The 16,737-nt window shown below is 60.1% G+C and carries 14 protein-coding genes and 2 tRNA genes; 2 read left to right on the top strand and 14 right to left on the bottom strand.

Annotation, left to right across the window (positions count from 1 at the left end; genetic code table 11):
- Positions 1–100: 100 nt before the first annotated feature.
- Together M5B42_RS23725 and M5B42_RS23720 are read left to right on the top strand one after the other, a co-directional pair.
- Positions 101–3,028: a DUF748 domain-containing protein gene (locus tag M5B42_RS23725; RefSeq protein WP_248747195.1), complete on the top strand. Its 2,928-nt coding sequence runs from the start codon at positions 101–103 to the stop codon at positions 3,026–3,028.
- A 2-nt stretch (positions 3,029–3,030) separates the two neighbouring features.
- On the top strand, positions 3,031–3,324 hold the full coding sequence (locus tag M5B42_RS23720) for a DUF2845 domain-containing protein (RefSeq protein WP_103495481.1): 294 nt from the start codon (positions 3,031–3,033) through the stop codon (positions 3,322–3,324).
- Positions 3,325–3,475: 151 nt separating this feature from the next.
- On the opposite strand, the gene M5B42_RS23715 is transcribed toward M5B42_RS23720, so the two are convergent.
- From M5B42_RS23715 to folP, 14 genes are all read right to left on the bottom strand, one after another.
- Positions 3,476–3,829, bottom strand: a complete 354-nt coding sequence (locus M5B42_RS23715; RefSeq protein WP_152737622.1) for a BON domain-containing protein — start codon at positions 3,827–3,829, stop codon at positions 3,476–3,478.
- Between the two features lie 292 nt (positions 3,830–4,121).
- Positions 4,122–6,227, bottom strand: coding sequence for a polyribonucleotide nucleotidyltransferase (gene pnp, locus M5B42_RS23710; RefSeq protein ID WP_177102007.1), 2,106 nt, complete (start codon positions 6,225–6,227; stop codon positions 4,122–4,124).
- Between the two features lie 211 nt (positions 6,228–6,438).
- Positions 6,439–6,708: a 30S ribosomal protein S15 gene (gene rpsO, locus M5B42_RS23705; RefSeq protein ID WP_002555121.1), complete on the bottom strand. Its 270-nt coding sequence runs from the start codon at positions 6,706–6,708 to the stop codon at positions 6,439–6,441.
- Positions 6,709–6,851: 143 nt separating this feature from the next.
- A complete protein-coding gene (gene truB / locus M5B42_RS23700) occupies positions 6,852–7,769 on the bottom strand; it encodes a tRNA pseudouridine(55) synthase TruB (RefSeq protein ID WP_103495484.1) in 918 nt (305 codons plus the stop codon).
- Positions 7,770–7,772: 3 nt separating this feature from the next.
- Positions 7,773–8,189, bottom strand: a complete 417-nt coding sequence (gene rbfA / locus M5B42_RS23695; protein WP_100939594.1) for a 30S ribosome-binding factor RbfA — start codon at positions 8,187–8,189, stop codon at positions 7,773–7,775.
- A gap of 158 nt (positions 8,190–8,347) precedes the next feature.
- A complete protein-coding gene (gene infB / locus M5B42_RS23690) occupies positions 8,348–10,873 on the bottom strand; it encodes a translation initiation factor IF-2 (RefSeq protein ID WP_103495486.1) in 2,526 nt (841 codons plus the stop codon).
- Positions 10,874–10,900: 27 nt separating this feature from the next.
- Positions 10,901–12,382, bottom strand: a complete 1,482-nt coding sequence (nusA, locus tag M5B42_RS23685; protein ID WP_100939596.1) for a transcription termination factor NusA — start codon at positions 12,380–12,382, stop codon at positions 10,901–10,903.
- A gap of 47 nt (positions 12,383–12,429) precedes the next feature.
- Positions 12,430–12,888, bottom strand: coding sequence for a ribosome maturation factor RimP (gene rimP, locus M5B42_RS23680; protein ID WP_177102043.1), 459 nt, complete (start codon positions 12,886–12,888; stop codon positions 12,430–12,432).
- Between the two features lie 143 nt (positions 12,889–13,031).
- Positions 13,032–13,108: transfer RNA gene (locus tag M5B42_RS23675), tRNA-Met, on the bottom strand.
- Positions 13,109–13,204: 96 nt separating this feature from the next.
- Positions 13,205–13,290 (bottom strand) — tRNA-Leu (locus tag M5B42_RS23670).
- 29 nt (positions 13,291–13,319) lie between these two features.
- Complete coding sequence (gene secG, locus M5B42_RS23665) at positions 13,320–13,700, bottom strand: preprotein translocase subunit SecG (RefSeq protein ID WP_100939598.1); 381 nt, start codon at positions 13,698–13,700, stop codon at positions 13,320–13,322.
- A 4-nt stretch (positions 13,701–13,704) separates the two neighbouring features.
- Positions 13,705–14,460, bottom strand: coding sequence for a triose-phosphate isomerase (gene tpiA, locus M5B42_RS23660; RefSeq protein ID WP_152737623.1), 756 nt, complete (start codon positions 14,458–14,460; stop codon positions 13,705–13,707).
- A gap of 66 nt (positions 14,461–14,526) precedes the next feature.
- Positions 14,527–15,864 carry a phosphoglucosamine mutase gene (glmM, locus tag M5B42_RS23655; protein ID WP_177102011.1) on the bottom strand — a complete coding sequence of 446 codons (1,338 nt, stop codon included), beginning with the start codon at positions 15,862–15,864 and terminating at the stop codon, positions 14,527–14,529.
- 16 nt (positions 15,865–15,880) lie between these two features.
- On the bottom strand, positions 15,881–16,732 hold the full coding sequence (folP, locus tag M5B42_RS23650; RefSeq protein ID WP_248747194.1) for a dihydropteroate synthase: 852 nt from the start codon (positions 16,730–16,732) through the stop codon (positions 15,881–15,883).
- Between the last annotated feature and the right edge of the window lie 5 nt (positions 16,733–16,737).

Here is a 16,737-nt window from a genome sequence, read left to right as displayed (position 1 = left end):
CGCAAATACCCGCTTTTACGCAGCAACAAGGGGCTTGCTTCGGAACCGCAAACGCATGCCATACTCCAAGGCACCTCCACCAAGAGAGACGACGCCTCACATGCCCAAAGGATTGAAACGCGCCCTCGGCGCCTTGTTGACCGGCCTCGCGCTGTACACCGTGCTCGGGTTCCTGATCATCCCCGGTGTTGGCCTGCGTATCGCCAACCAGCAACTGGCGCACTACGCCACGGTACCCGCCAGCCTGCAGCGCCTGGAGTTCAATCCTTTCAGTCTCGAGCTGACCCTGTGGGGACTGAATATCGGTGAACCGGGCAAGGAACAGGTCGCGTTCGAGCGTCTCTACGTCAACCTGCAGATCGACAGTCTCTGGACCCACGCCCTGCACCTGGTCGACATCCAGCTGGACAAGCCCAACACCGAGGTGACATTCAGCAAGGACGGCACCCTGAACCTCGCCCAGCTGTTCAAGCTGCCGCCCAGCGAACCGACCCCGGCCGACCCCAATAGCAAGCCGTTCCCGGTGCGCATCGACCAGATCGAACTGGCCGGCGGGCGCCTGCATTTCCAGGACCTGCGCCCCAGCGAGCCGATCGAGTTCACCTACACCCCGATGGACCTGGCGCTGAAGAACCTCAGCACCCTGCCTGAAGACAACGCCGCCATGACCCTGGTGGCCATCGGTGGCGATAGCGGACGGATCGACTGGAAAGGCAACTTCAGCCTGGTGCCAGTGGCTTCCGAGGGCTCGCTGAAGATCAGCGACAGCCATATGAAAGGCTGGTGGCCCTATGTGCGCGATGCCCTGCCACTGGTACTCGAGGACGGTGTCATCAACCTCAGCACCGACTACAAGTTCAGCCTCGCCAAAGACACCGAGCTGCTGCTGAGCAACACCGCCGTCAGCGTCGCGCCCTTCGCCATGAAGGCGCCGGATGGGCGCCCGCTGGTACGCCTGGAGCGCCTGGACGTCAGCGAAACCAGCGTCGACCTGGCCAAGCAGCAGGTCGTGGTCGGCAAGATCCGCAGCAACAAGCTCGAAACCTGGGCCGCCCGCGAGAAGGACGGGCAACTCGACTGGCAGAAACTCTTCGCCTCACAACCGGCCAAACCGGCGCCCAAGGAAGCCCCGGCGGCTTCCGACACGGCCAAGACCGAACCGCCAGCGCCGAGCAAGCCCTGGCAGGTCCTGCTCAAGGACGTGCAACTGCGCGACTACCGCGTGCACCTGGCCGACCGCGCGCCGAAAACCCAGGTGGCCCTGGAGCTCGGTCCGCTGAACCTGGACCTGGAAAACTTCGACAGCCTCAACCAGTCACCCTTCACCCTCAAGCTCGACACCGGGCTGGGCAAGCAGGGCAAGATTCTCGCCAGCGGCGAAGTCAACCTGAGCCCGATCAGCGCCAAGCTCAAGGTCAACACCCAGGACATCGACCTGCGGGTGGCCCAGGCCTATGTCGAGCCGTTCATTCGTCTGGAAGTGCGCAGCGGCATGCTCGGCAGCGACCTCGCGGTCAATCTGAAAAGCGTCGACCCGCTAGCCTTCAGCGTGACCGGCAAGGCCCAGGTCGACCAGTTGCACACCCTCGACACCCTCAAGAGCCGCGACTTCGTGAAGTGGCAGAAGCTGACGATCGATGGCCTGAGCTATCAGCACGGTGACAGCTTGTCGATCGACAAGGTCAACCTGCTGCAACCCTATGCCCGCTTCATGATCAACGACGATCGCACCACCAACATCGATGACCTGCTGATCCCGCAACCGCCGGCGAGCAAGTCGGCGGAAAAAGCCAAGGCGCAACCCACGGCATCCAGCAGCAAGCCGCTGGGTATCCACATTGGCGGTATTGCCATCAATGACGGCTCGGCCAACTTTGCCGACTTCAGCCTGACCCCGCACTTCGCCACGGCGGTCCAGCAGCTCAACGGCCAGATCGGCACCATCGACAGCCGCCAGCCGAAACCGGCCGGCGTCGATATCAACGGCAAGGTCGATCGTTATGCGCCGGTCACCATCAAGGGCGCGGTGAACCCGTTCGACCCGATGGCCAGCCTGGATATCGCCACCAGCTTCAAGCGCGTCGAGCTGACCACGCTGACCCCCTACTCCGGCAAGTTCGCCGGCTACCGCATCCGCAAGGGCCGGCTCAATCTCGACGTGCACTACCTGATCACCAAGGGCCAGCTGAAAGCCGAAAACAAACTGGTGGTCGAACAACTGCAACTGGGTGAGAAGGTCGACAGCCCGGATGCCGTGGACCTGCCGATCAAGCTGGCGATTGCCCTGCTCAAGGACTCCGACGGCAACATCTCCATCGAACTGCCGGTGAGCGGCGACCTCAACAACCCGCAGTTCAGCGTGATGCCGATCATCTGGCAGACCCTGCGCAACCTGATCGTGCGGGCCGCCACCGCGCCCTTCAAGTTCATTGGCGGGCTGATCTCCGGGGGCGACGCCCAGGACCTCAGCAACGTGTCCTTTGCTCCCGGCTCCAGCGAGCTGAGCAGCGATGCCCAGTCGTCCCTGACCAAGCTGGCGGCGGCCCTGAAAGAGCGTCCCAACCTGCGCCTGGAAATCGAAGGCACCGCGGCCCAGAGCAGTGACGGCGCGTTGATCGCCCAGCAGCGCCTGGATCGCGAATACCAGGCCACCTACTACAAGATGCTCCAGCGTCGCGGCGACAAGGTGCCGGCCCAGGCCTCGATGCTCCAGGTGCCGGAAGGAGAGAAAGCGCCGATGCTCGAAGGCATCTACCGCACCCTGCTCAAGCAGCAACCGCCTGCCGAATGGGCCAAGCTGGGTAACGACGAACGTAGCGCCAAACTGAAGGCCGGGGTGATCACAGCCTGGAGCGGCAATGAGCCGCTGCTGCGCAAGCTCGGCCAGGACCGCGCCAGCAGCATCAAGGACTTCCTGGTGGACAAGGGCCAACTGGCCGATGACCGCGTGTACCTTATCGACGCCAACCTCGGCGATGCGCAGAAAGATGGCAGTGTCGTGACCCCGTTGCATCTGGATAGCGAGTGAGCATGCTCAAGCCCGTGATGTTCAGCCTGGCGCTGGCGTTGCTCGCCGGCCAGGCCCAGGCCGACACCCTGCGTTGCGGCAGCCAGTTGATCAGCGTGGGGGACAGGAAGTCAGAGGTGCTCGGCAAATGCGGCGAGCCGCGCTCCCAGGACCTGGTGGGCTATCAGCGCAGCTTCGACCGGCGCACCGAGGTGCAGATCGAAGAGTGGGTCTATCCACAGAGCGGTGGCATGGTCCAGTACCTGCGCTTTGTCGGCGGACGCCTGGAGCGTATCGACAGCAAGCGCGGTAACTGACAACCCATAATAAAACAGGCCCCGACACACTGCGTCGGGGCCTGTAGTTGGTCACTCCCTGTGACCCATCGCCTGAACCTCGAGGCTCGGCAAGCGTACTGCAACACCACTTGCTTCACCCTAAAGCGGGTTCAAGCGAGATCCTTGTGCGTTACTCGGTTTTCAAGCCAGCGGCCGAAACGTCTTTGACCCCTTTGATTTTCTTGGTGATGCTCACCGCGGTATCTTTCTGTGCGGAAGTCACCGGGGTCATGGACGACAGGGAAACCACACCTTTGTTGGTTTCAACCTTGATGTCGGTACCCGGGATGCCTTTTTCGGTGACCAGGTCAGCTTTGACCTTGGTGGTGATCCAGGTGTCGGAAGTCTCTTCCTTGGCCTTGGTGACTTCACCAGCCGCGACAACCATTGGAGCCTGAGAAGTCGGTTGAGCGGCAAATGCGGCATTGGCCAAGGTCAGGGTCAGAGCGGTGGCAGTGGCGGCAGCGATAGCGAACTTCTTCATACAAATAACTCCTGTTCTTCTGGAAAAGTCTGCGCCTGGATCCTGGCGGCAGGGTTATCTGTAAGGTTGCAGGTGCTGTGCCAATCCACGAAAACAAAATAAACTGATATAAATCAATAAGTTAAGAAGAACCATAAAAATCAGAATCGTGCAGATTGCATGACCGGCCGCCAGACTGCATGCAAGTTGCGGCTTTTGGCCACGGACAACCCGCTGAAACATCGAGCTTTTCCAGCGCCCATAAAAAAGCACCCCGAAGGGTGCTTTTTCTCAGCGTGAAGTCAAAGCGCGATTAAACGCCCGACGCCTTGGCTGCTGCAACGTCCTTGATGGACAGCTTGATACGGCCGCGGTTGTCCACGTCCAGTACCAGCACTTCCACTTCCTGGCCTTCTTTCAGGATATCGGTCACTTTCTCTACGCGAGCGTCGCTCAGCATCGAGATGTGAACCAGACCGTCCTTGCCTGGCAGGATGTTGACGAATGCGCCGAAGTCGACGATGCGCTCAACCTTACCGACGTAGATCTTGCCGATTTCAGCTTCCGCAGTGATGCCCAGGACGCGCTGACGAGCCGCTTCAGCCGCTTCCTTGGTTTCGCCGAAGATCTTGATCGAGCCGTCGTCTTCGATGTCGATCGAAGCCTTGGTCTCTTCACAGATCGCACGAATGGTCGCGCCGCCTTTACCGATGACATCACGGATTTTGTCGGTGTCGATTTTCATCGCGATCATGGTCGGAGCATTTTCCGACAGCTCGGTGCGGGACTGACCAATGATCTGGTTCATCTGGCCGAGGATGTTCAGGCGCGCTTCCAGGGCCTGGCCCAGGGCGATCTCCATGATCTCTTCGGTGATGCCCTTGATCTTGATGTCCATCTGCAGCGCGGTGACGCCTTTGGCGGTACCGGCTACCTTGAAGTCCATGTCGCCGAGGTGGTCTTCGTCACCCAGGATGTCGGTCAGGATGGCGAATTTCTCGCCTTCTTTGACCAGACCCATGGCGATACCGGCAACCGGCGCCTTCATCGGCACACCGGCGTCCATCAGGGCCAGGGAAGCGCCACAGACCGAAGCCATGGAGCTCGAACCGTTGGACTCGGTGATTTCCGAAACCACGCGGATGGTGTACGGGAACTCAGAAGCATCCGGCAGCATGGCCTGGACCGAACGACGGGCCAGACGACCGTGACCGATTTCACGACGACCCGCACCGCCCATGCGACCACACTCACCGACCGAGAACGGCGGGAAGTTGTAGTGCAGCATGAAGGGGTCTTTTTTCTCGCCTTCCAGGGTATCCAGCAGCTGTGCATCACGGGCAGTACCCAATGTTGCAACAACCAGCGCCTGGGTTTCACCACGGGTGAACAGGGCCGAACCGTGGGTCTTGGGCAGAACACCGACTTCGATGTTCAGCGGACGTACGGTCTTGGTGTCGCGGCCGTCGATACGTGGCTTGCCGTTGACGATGTTTTCGCGAACGGTGCGGTATTCGATTTCGCCGAAAGCGGCTTTCACTTCGCTGGAGGAAGGCTGGCCTTCTTCACCGGACAGTTTGGCAACCACCTGGTCTTTCAGCTCGCCCAGACGCGCGTAACGGTCGGCCTTGACGGTGATGGTGTAGGCCTGGGAGATCGCGTCGCCGAACTCGGCACGGATCGCGCCCAGCAGGGCTGTGGCTTCTGGAGCGGCAGCCCAGGTCCAGGTTGGCTTGGCAGCTTCGGCGGCCAGTTCCTTGACAGCCTGGATAACCACTTGGAATTCGTCGTGGGCGAACAGCACGGCGCCCAGCATCTGGTCTTCGGTCAGCTCTTTGGCTTCCGATTCAACCATCAGTACCGCTTCCGAGGTACCGGCAACGACCATGTCCAGGCTCGAGGCTTTCTGCTGCTCGTAAGTCGGGTTCAGCAGGTAGCCGGTGCTTTCGTGGAAAGCCACGCGCGCGGCGCCGATCGGGCCATCGAAAGGAATACCGGAGATGGCCAGGGCTGCCGAGGTACCGATCATCGCAGCGATGTCCGGATCGGTCTTCTTGCTGGTGGAAACGACGGTGCAGACAACCTGCACTTCGTTCATGAAACCTTCAGGGAACAGCGGGCGGATCGGACGATCGATCAGGCGCGAAGTCAGGGTTTCTTTTTCGGAAGGACGGCCTTCACGCTTGAAGAAGCCACCAGGGATCTTGCCGGCGGCGTAGGTTTTTTCCTGGTAGTGCACGGACAGCGGGAAGAAGCCTTTGCTTGGATCCGCTTGCTTGGCACCGACAACGGTCACCAATACGCTGACGTCGTCGTCAACGGTGACCAATACTGCGCCGGAAGCCTGACGGGCGATACGGCCTGTCTCGAGGGTGACGGTCGACTGACCGAACTGGAATTTTTTGATGACCGGGTTCACGGTGTCCTACCTTCTTTTGTGGCTCTTGGGGAACTTGTCTTCTTGCGAAATTCTTGGGCAACGCCGGGAATCGGCCCGACTGTCATTGTCCGGGTGCTGTCTTCGGGTAAAGCAGGTGCTCAGATAAAACTTGAGGCTGGAAGCTTGCCATGCGCCGGCGGGAAACCCGCTGACGCACAGCAAACAACCAACCTCATAGCGCAATCGCTGATTAGCGACGCAGACCCAGGCGACCGATCAGAGCGCTGTAACGGCTCACGTCCTTGCCTTTCAGGTAGTCCAGCAGCTTACGACGCTGGTTAACCATGCGGATCAGACCACGACGGGAGTGGTGGTCTTTACCGTTGGCCTTGAAGTGACCTTGCAGTTTGTTGATGTTGGCGGTCAGCAGTGCAACTTGCACTTCTGGCGAACCAGTATCACCAACGGCTTGCTGGTAGTCGGTAACGATTTGAGCTTTTTCTTCAACGCTGAGAGCCATGAGGCAATCCTTTTATCAAGAAACTGTTTCAAAAAAACAGTTTCAACAGGCCAGGGACAAATCCCTGTATCTATAAATGAGTAGTGACCGTGCCTGTTGACAGCCACCCTCTCCAGCCTGCTTTGACACAGGCTGGTTTCCGGTCATTCTGACCGAATCAGCCGACGCGGCGCGATGCGCCCGTCTTCGCTCACTTCACCGATACCGATAAAGCGACCGTTATGATCCTGTACCCGCACCATGCCGAACTTCGGCGCGTCCGGGGCACGTACCGGTTGGCCGTTGAGCCAATAGAACGCACTGTGCTCGGAAAAGTGCAGCAGCGGCCAGTCTAGCAGACCGCTGTCCGAAGGCATGAGGAAGCGATCAACCGCCTCGTTGCCGCCTTCGGCATGCACCGCCTCGAGCTCTTCCAGCGTGACGGTCTGGGCCAGGGTGAAAGGGCCGGCCTGGGTCCGTCGCAATTCTGCCACGTACGCGCCACAACCGAGCTTCTCACCGATATCCTCCACCAGGGTACGAATATAGGTGCCCTTGCTGCAGTCCACCGCCAGCCGCGCAGTATCACCTTCGCAGGCGAGCAATTCCAAGCGCGCAATAGTAACAGAACGCGGTTCGCGCTCCACTACTTCACCGGCACGGGCGAGCTTGTACAACGGCTGCCCGTCCCGCTTGAGCGCCGAGTACATCGGCGGTATCTGACTGATTTGACCGCGAAATTCCGGCAACACCGCTTCGATATCGGCACGACCAACGGTCACCGGGCGCGTCTGCAAAACCTCGCCTTCGGCGTCTGCGGTGGTGGTGGTCTTGCCCAGTTGCGCGAGGGTTTCGTAACCCTTGTCGGAATCGAGCAGGTACTGCGAGAACTTGGTGGCTTCGCCGAAGCACAACGGCAGCACGCCGGTGGCCAACGGATCGAGGCTGCCGGTATGGCCGGCCTTCTCGGCGTTGAGCAACCAGCGGACCTTCTGCAAGGCAGCGTTGGAAGTGAACCCCAACGGCTTGTCCAGCAGGATGATGCCGCTGACATTACGACGGATACGCTTGACCTGAGCCACCGATTACTCCCGACCGTCTTCTGGAAGGGTGTCTTCTGGAGCCGCGCCGTCGACATGTTGATTGTCTTCGGCCACGGCGCGCTCGATCAGCGCCGACAGGTGGGCACCACGCACGACGCTTTCGTCGTAGTGGAAGTGCAACTGCGGCACGCTGCGCAGCTTCATCTCGCGAGCCAGTTGCATGCGCAGGAAACCCGCCGCCGCGTTGAGCACCTTGATGCTCTGGGCGATGTCTTCCGGGTTGTCCTGGCCCATCACGGTGATGAAGATCTTCGCGTGGCCGACGTCACGGCTGACGTCGACGGCGGTAATGGTGACCAGGCCGACGCGCGGGTCTTTGACTTCACGACGGATCAGCTGCGCGAGCTCACGCTGCATCTGGTCGCCGATACGTTGGGTACGGCTGTATTCTTTTGCCATGTCTTGTTACCTGTAGCTGCCCTGCGGTGAAACCCGCGGGTCTGAAAGCGGCAAACGCCCGGCCTGGCAGAAGCCGGACCGGGCGTTGCGTTTAGAGTCCTGACACCGTGCCGCGCATTTCAATGCGACGGCTCGGCGTGGCCCTTGAAGTGCGCGAGTCAGAGGCTGCGAGCAACCTGGACCTTCTCGTAGACTTCGATCTTGTCACCGACCTTGACGTCGTTGTAGCTCTTCACGCCGATACCGCATTCCATGCCGGCACGCACTTCGGAAGCGTCATCCTTGAAGCGGCGCAGGGATTCCAGCTCGCCTTCGAAGATAACGATGTCTTCACGCAGTACACGGATTGGACGGTTACGGTGAACAACACCCTCGATCACCATGCAACCGGCGATCGCGCCAAACTTCGGCGAGCGGAACACGTCACGCACTTCAGCGGTACCCAGGATGTTCTCACGAACATCGCTGCCCAGCATACCGGTGAGGGCTTTCTTGACGTCTTCGATGATGTCGTAGATCACGTTGTAGTAACGCATATCCAGACCTTCCTGCTCGACGATCTTCCGTGCGCCAGCATCGGCACGCACGTTGAAGCCGAACAGTACAGCGTTGGAGGCCAGTGCCAGGTTGGCGTCGGACTCGGTGATACCGCCGACACCGCCACCGACAACACGCACTTGCACTTCGTCGTTACCCAGGCCGTTCAAGGCGCCGTTCAACGCTTCCAGCGAACCACGGACGTCGGATTTGAGGACGATGTTAAGCGTCTTCTTCTCTTCCTGGCCCATGTTCTCGAAGATGTTTTCCAGCTTGCCAGCATGGGCGCGAGCCAGTTTGACTTCGCGGAACTTGCCTTGACGGAACAGAGCCACTTCACGGGCTTTCTTCTCGTCGGCCACCACGCTCATCTCGTCGCCAGCGTCCGGGGTACCGTCCAGGCCGAGGATCTCGACCGGGATGGAAGGACCGGCTTCCTTGATCGGCTTGCCGTTCTCGTCGAGCATGGCCCGTACACGGCCATAGTTCGAACCGACCAGGACCATGTCGCCTTGGCGCAGGGTACCGTCTTGAACCAGAACGGTAGCCACCGGGCCACGACCTTTGTCGAGACGCGATTCAACCACGACGCCACGGCCAGGAGCCGACGGAGTCGCTTTCAGTTCAAGCACTTCGGCTTGCAGCAGGACCGCTTCGAGCAACTCGTCCACGCCGGTACCGACTTTCGCCGAAACCGATACGAACGGGGTGTCGCCGCCCCACTCTTCCGAGGTCACGCCATGAACCGACAGTTCGCTACGGATGCGATCGAGATCGGCGCCCGGCTTGTCGATCTTGTTCACCGCAACCACCAGTGGAACACCGGCAGCCTTGGCGTGCTGGACAGCTTCAATGGTCTGCGGCATTACGCCGTCGTCCGCTGCAACCACCAGGATCACGATGTCAGTGGCCTTGGCACCACGGGCACGCATCGCGGTAAACGCGGCGTGGCCCGGGGTGTCGAGGAACGTGACCATACCGCGATCGGTTTCAACGTGGTACGCACCGATGTGCTGAGTAATACCACCGGCTTCGCCGGCCGCTACCTTGGCACGACGGATGTAGTCGAGCAGCGAGGTCTTACCGTGGTCAACGTGGCCCATGACGGTCACGACCGGTGCACGGGAGAACGCTTCACCTTCGAACTTCAGGGACTCGGCCAGGGAATCTTCCAGGGCGGTGTCGCTGACCAGGGTCACTTTGTGGCCCAGTTCTTCAGCAACCAGCTGGGCAGTTTCCTGGTCCAGTACCTGGTTGATGGTGGCCGGGGTACCCAGCTTGAACATGAACTTGATGATTTCAGCAGCCTTGACCGACATCTGCTGGGCGAGATCGCCCACAGTGATGGTCTCGCCGATCTTCACTTCACGCACGATAGGGCCGGTTGGGCTCTGGAAACCGTGGGCGTTGCGTTTCTTCAGCTTGGCCTTGCCGCGACCGCCACGACGGAAACCGTCGCTTTCTTCGTCGGTAGTGCGCGGAGCCACACGTGGCGCCGGCGCCTTTTCCTTGACCGAAGCACGGTGCGGGGCGTTCTTGCGTTCGCCATCGCCACTGCCGCTACGACGATTGCTATCGTCGGCACGTGGCTTGTCCGGGCGACGCGGTTCTTCGCGCTTGCGCTCGACGGCTGGTGCAGGAGCGGCCGCCGCGACTTCACGGACAGGCTCGGCAGCGACAACAGGTGCCTGGGCAACGGCTTCGACCACCGCAGCGTTACCCGGAGCAGCAGCAGGCTGGCGGCGCGCTTCTTCTTCGGCGCGACGCTTGGCTTCTTCTTCAGCCTTTTGACGAGCCGCATTCTCTACGGCACGACGTTCTTCCAGCTCGCGCTTGCGCTCGGCTTCGATTTCTTCCGGGCTGCGTTGTACGAAGACTTTCTTCTTGCGTACTTCAACGCTGATGCTTTTGCTACCGGCAACACGCAGGGTGCTGGTGGTCTTGCGCTGCAAGGTAATCTTGCGCGGCTCTTCCACTTTAGCCTTGTGGCTGCTTTTCAGGTGAGTCAGCAGCGATTGCTTCTCACTGTCGGTCACATGTTCCTCGGCGGCGGTGTGTGGCAGACCTGCCTCACGCATCTGCTGCAACAGGCGCTCTACCGGTGTTTTGACCTCATCGGCCAGTTGTTTCACCGTGACTTGCGTCATGCACTTCTCTCCTCAGGCCGCGCCTAATTACTCGAACCAATGGGCTCGGGCGGCCATGATCAACTTGCCGGCACGATCATCGTCAATGCCGTCGATGTCGAGCAGGTCGTCAATAGACTGCTCGGCCAGGTCTTCGCGGGTAATTACGCCGCGCACCGCCAGTTCCATCGCCAAATCCTTGTCCATACCCTCAAGCGAGAGCAGGTCTTCGGCCGGATGGGCGTCTGCCAGCTTTTCCTCAGTAGCGATGGCTTTAGTCAACAAACGATCCTTGGCCCGAGCGCGAAGCTCGTTGACGGTGTCTTCGTCAAAGCCATCGATGTTGAGCATTTCTTCCAACGGTACGTAGGCAATCTCTTCCAGGCTGGTAAAGCCTTCATCAACCAGTACCTGCGCCAGATCTTCGTCGACTTCCAGCTCGTCGATGAAGTTGCGCAGAATGTCACCGGTCTCTGCTTGCTGCTTAGCCTGGATGTCCGATTCGGTCATCACATTCAGGGTCCAGCCGGTCAACTGGCTGGCCAGACGCACGTTCTGACCACCGCGACCGATGGCCTGAGCGAGATTGTCTGCGCCGACGGCGATGTCCATCGCGTGGGCATCCTCGTCAACGATAATTGCCGCGACTTCCGCCGGCGACATGGCGTTGATCACGAACTGCGCCGGGTTGTCGTCCCACAGGACGATGTCCACGCGCTCGCCGCCCAACTCGCCGGAGACGGCCTGGACGCGCGAACCGCGCATACCAATGCACGCGCCTTGCGGGTCGATGCGTTTGTCCTTGGAGCGGACCGCGATCTTGGCGCGCGAACCCGGGTCACGGGACGCGGCCATCACTTCGATCAGGCCTTCGGCGATTTCCGGCACTTCGATACGGAACAGCTCGATCAGCATTTCCGGCGCGGTACGCGACAGGATCAACTGAGGGCCGCGGTTCTCGGTGCGGATTTCCTTGAGCAGGGCGCGTACGCGCACGCCGACGCGGAAAGTCTCGCGGGAAATGATGTCTTCGCGAGCCAGCAGCGCTTCGGCGTTGTTACCCAGGTCAACGATAACGTTGTCACGGGTGACTTTCTTCACGGTGCCGGAGATGATTTCCCCCAGGCGCTCGCGATAGGCGTCGACGACCTGTGCACGCTCGGCTTCGCGAACCTTCTGCACAATGACTTGCTTGGCGGTCTGAGCGGCGATGCGACCGAATTCGATGGACTCGATCTTGTCTTCGACGACGTCGCCAACCTTGGCGCCTGGGTGGGTTTCTGCGACTTTGCTCGGCCAGGTCTCGATCGCCGGATCATCAAGATCGGCTTCCTCGACGACTGTCCAGCGACGGAAAGTCTCATAGGCACCGGTGTGGCGGTTGATTTCCACACGCAGGTCAACTTCGTCTTCAAAGCGCTTCTTGGTAGCGGTCGCCAGAGCAATCTCCAGCGCCTCAAAAATCACGCTTGCCGGTACACCCTTTTCGTTGGATACCGACTCAACAACCAGCAATACTTCTTTGCTCATCGTACGCCTCGCCTTTCGCAAGCCATTGGATCCGCGGGATCCGCGTCTCAGTCAAAACTGGGAATAATGTTGGCCTTGTCGATCAAATCGATCGGCAACAGGAACTCATGGTCTTCCACCTGCACCACGATGTCCTGCTCTTCCACTCCGCGCAGAAGGCCCTGAAAATTACGTCGACCTTCGAAAGGCGAGCGTAACTTTATCTTCACTTGTTCGCCGGCATGCGAGGCAAACTGTTCAAGGGTGAACAGCGGGCGTTCCATGCCAGGAGAGGAAACCTCAAGGGTGTATTCATTGGTGATGGGGTCTTCGACGTCCAGGACACCACTGATCTGGCGGCTGACGATGGCACAGTCGTCCACCAGCACACCGCCTTCTTTATCGATATAAACGCGCAACACGGAATGGCGACCTTGAGCCGAATACTCAATACCCCAGCATTCATAGCCAAGGGCCACGACCACCGGGGCCAACAAGGCCTGCAACTGTTCTAGCTTGCTCGACACCTGAACCCCCTCGTGCATCTCTGTGCATGCAATAGAAATAAACAAAAAATGGGCGAATCGCCCATCCCTGAAACGCCGTCGAACAGCGGCGTCATGAAGTACCCAGCCAACAAAAAGCCCCTGAAAAGGGGCTCCGCTAAAACTGGTTGCGGGGGCCGGATTTGAACCGACGACCTTCGGGTTATGAGCCCGACGAGCTACCAGACTGCTCCACCCCGCGACAAAGCTGGGGCGGAAGTATACGACCGATCCCTTGCAGGGTCAATGTAACCTTCCACCTACAAGAAAGCCCGCAACAGCGGGCTCTCCTGATAATTGGTACCGAGAAGGGGACTCGAACCCCTACACCCTATGGGCACAACCACCTCAAGGTTGCGTGTCTACCAATTCCACCACCTCGGCAATACAACGTTTACAGCATAAAACCCATTTTACTTCTGCTCTGGAGCCTTGGGTACATCAGTCGGTGAGGCCGACTTGGGTTCCTGGAGCACCGGTACATCATCAGATGCCGGTTTCTGCTTTGGCACTTCCAACACCGCTGGGTTTGGCAAACCTACTTGAGTCAGCTCATGAGCTTTCTCTTTAGCAAAGTAACCTAACCCCAAGCTGGTTATGAAGAAACCTGCGGCAAGTATAGCAGTAAACTTACTAAGAAAGGTAGAGGAACCTTGGCTTCCGAACACAGTATTTGAAGCACCTGCCCCGAAAGACGCACCAGCGTCCGCACCTTTACCCTGTTGCAGCAATACCAGAGCGACAACGCCCAGGGCACCCAACAGATGAAGAACGACTACGACTGTTTCCAGCATTTTTTCAGTTTCCCGCGGCGCGACAGATCGCACCGAACTCATCTGCATTCAGGGAAGCCCCACCAATGAGCCCCCCATCGATATCCGGCATGCCGAACAGTTCGACCGCATTGGCCGCCTTCACGCTGCCGCCGTATAGAAGCCGCACACCTTGTGCGACCTCAGAATTCTTTGCCGCCAACTGCGCGCGAATGGCGGCGTGCACATCCTGCGCCTGTTGCGGCGAAGCTGTCAGCCCGGTGCCAATGGCCCAGACCGGTTCGTAAGCGATGACAGCCTTGGCAAAAGCGCCGACACCCAGCTCCTCGATAATACTGTCCAGCTGACGCGAAACCACTTCCAGCGTCTTGCCGGCCTCACGCTGCTCCAGGGTTTCCCCTACACAGAGCACCGGAATCAAACCACAGGCCTGCGCTGCCGCAAACTTGCGAATGAGGACTGCATCCGACTCACCCATGATCAGGCGACGTTCGGAATGCCCTACCAGCACCAGGGAACACCCTGCATCGAGCAACTGACTCGGTGCAACTTCACCAGTCAAGGCGCCCTGCTGGGGCTCCACCGCCGAGTTCTGCGCACCCACCAGAATCGATTTGCCTTCCAAGCCTTCAACCACTTGGCTGATATGCAGGCAAGACGGGAATACCGCCACATCGACACCGCTCGGCAAGGCCAGGTCACGCAGGCCGTTGATCAGCTCGACGACGCTGGCGCGGGTACCGTGCATCTTCCAGTTACCAGCTACCATTGGGCGACGCATGCTGTACCTCGCAGGTCAAAGTGGGCGCAGATGTTACCCAACCACATCCTCACTGGCAAGCCGAAATCAGGCGCAAACTTCAGTCACCAGTTTTGCCAGTGCATCGGCGTGACCACGGACCATCGCTTCGTCCTCGCCTTCGACCATTACCCGCACCAACGGCTCGGTACCGGACTTGCGCAACAGCACCCGGCCGCGACCGTTCATGGCCTCGGTGACACGCTCGCAAGCCTGCATCACCTTCGGGTGCTTGACCGGGTCGACGCCGCCGGCAAAACGCACATTGACCAGCACCTGCGGGCACTTGCGCAGCGCCTGGCGCGCCTGGGCCAGACCTTCGCCACGGCGGCGCAGGGCCATCAGGGTTTGCAACGCGGCGATGATCGCATCACCGGTAGTGGTGTGATTCAGGCAGAGAATATGCCCGGAGTTTTCCCCCCCCACCAGCCAGTTGCGCTCCAGCAACTCGGCAATCACATAACGGTCGCCGACATTGGCGCGCACGAACGGGATATCCAGCTCCTTGAAGGCCAGCTCGAGCCCCAGGTTGCTCATCAAGGTACCGACCACACCGCCGTTCAGCTTGCCGCGCTCGGCCATATCCCGGGCAATGATGAACACCAGTTCGTCACCATCCACCACGGCACCGGTGTGATCGACCATCAACACCCGATCGCCGTCGCCGTCGAAGGCGATGCCCAGGTCCGCCTGCTCGGCCAACACCGCCGCCTGCAGCGACTTCATATGGGTCGAACCGCAGTTGTCGTTGATGTTCAGACCGTTGGGCGCCGCCGACAGGGCGACGACCTGCGCGCCCAGTTCGCGAAACACACTCGGCGCGACCTTGTAGGTGGCGCCGTGGGCACAGTCGATAACAATCTTCAGGCCCGCGAGATTGGTCCCCGACGGCACGCTGCTCTTGCAGAATTCGATATAGCGACCGGCCGCGTCATTGATCCGCGAGACCTTGCCGAGCTTTTCCGACTCGACCACGGTCATCGGCGCATCGAGCAATTCCTCGATCATCAGTTCGACATCATCCGGCAGCTTGGTGCCCGCGCCAGAGAAAAACTTGATGCCGTTGTCGTCATGGGGGTTGTGCGACGCGCTGATCACGATCCCCGCCTCGGCATGAAAGGTCCGGGTCAGGTAGGCGATGGCCGGCGTCGGCATCGGCCCCAGCAGCATCACATCGGCGCCGGCAGCGGAAAGACCGGCTTCCAGGGCGGACTCGAACATATAGCCGGAGATCCGCGTGTCCTTGCCAACCAGCACCTTGCAGGCACCCAGCTTGCGGAACGCCATGCCGGCGGCCCAACCGAGCTTGAGCATGAAGTCCGGGGTGATCGGGTACTGCCCTACGCGCCCACGAATACCGTCGGTGCCGAAGTATTTTTTCTTCATCAGAACTCCATCGTTCTTATTGTGCAGCGTCGACGGCAGCGATCATGCGCACCACGTCGACCGTTTCGGCGACATCGTGCACACGAAGAATCCGTGCGCCCTTGCTTATCGCCAATGCCGCCAGGGCCAGGCCGCCGTACAGGCGTTCACCGACCGGGCGACCGAGGGCCTGCCCTATCATGCTCTTGCGCGAGACGCCGACCAATAGTGGCCGACCCAGGGCATGCAAGGCTTCCATATGCTTGAACAGGCTCAGGTTGTGCGCCAGGGTCTTGGCAAAGCCAAACCCCGGGTCGAGCACAATGCGCTCGGCGGCGATACCGGCTGCCGCACACTGCTCCATGCGCTCGGCGAGAAAATCCACCACCTCGCCCGTGACATCATCGTAATGAGGGTTGTCCTGCATATTGCCCGGCTCGCCGAGCATATGCATCAGACAGACCGGCAAGCCGGTAGACGCAGCAGCCTGCAGGGCACCGTCACGCCGCAACGAGCGCACGTCATTGATCAGGCCCGCGCCCAAGCGAGCGCTCTCCAGCATGACCTGCGGCGTGGACGTATCGACCGAGATGATCACATCCAGTTCCCGATGGATACGCTCGACCACCGGCGCGACACGCTCCAGCTCCTCCAGAGGAGAAACCACGGGTGCACCGGGACGGGTCGACTCGCCACCGATATCGATCAGCGTCGCCCCCGCCTCGACCATGGCCTGCGCGTGGCGCAGGGCTGCATCGAGGTGGTTGAAACGACCGCCATCGGAAAAGGAATCAGGGGTGACGTTGAGGATGCCCATGACATGCGTCCGGGCCAAATCAAGAACCCGGTTGCCGCAAGGCAACCGGGTCGAGGACTGAACAGAAGTCATTTCAA

The sequence above is a fragment of the Pseudomonas sp. MWU12-2037 genome, assembly GCF_023242345.1.
Classification (GTDB): Bacteria; Pseudomonadota; Gammaproteobacteria; order Pseudomonadales; family Pseudomonadaceae; genus Aquipseudomonas; species Aquipseudomonas gingeri_D.
The sequence above is the reverse complement of the archived record's forward strand: the minus strand, read 5'-3'. Positions and strand labels throughout refer to the sequence as shown.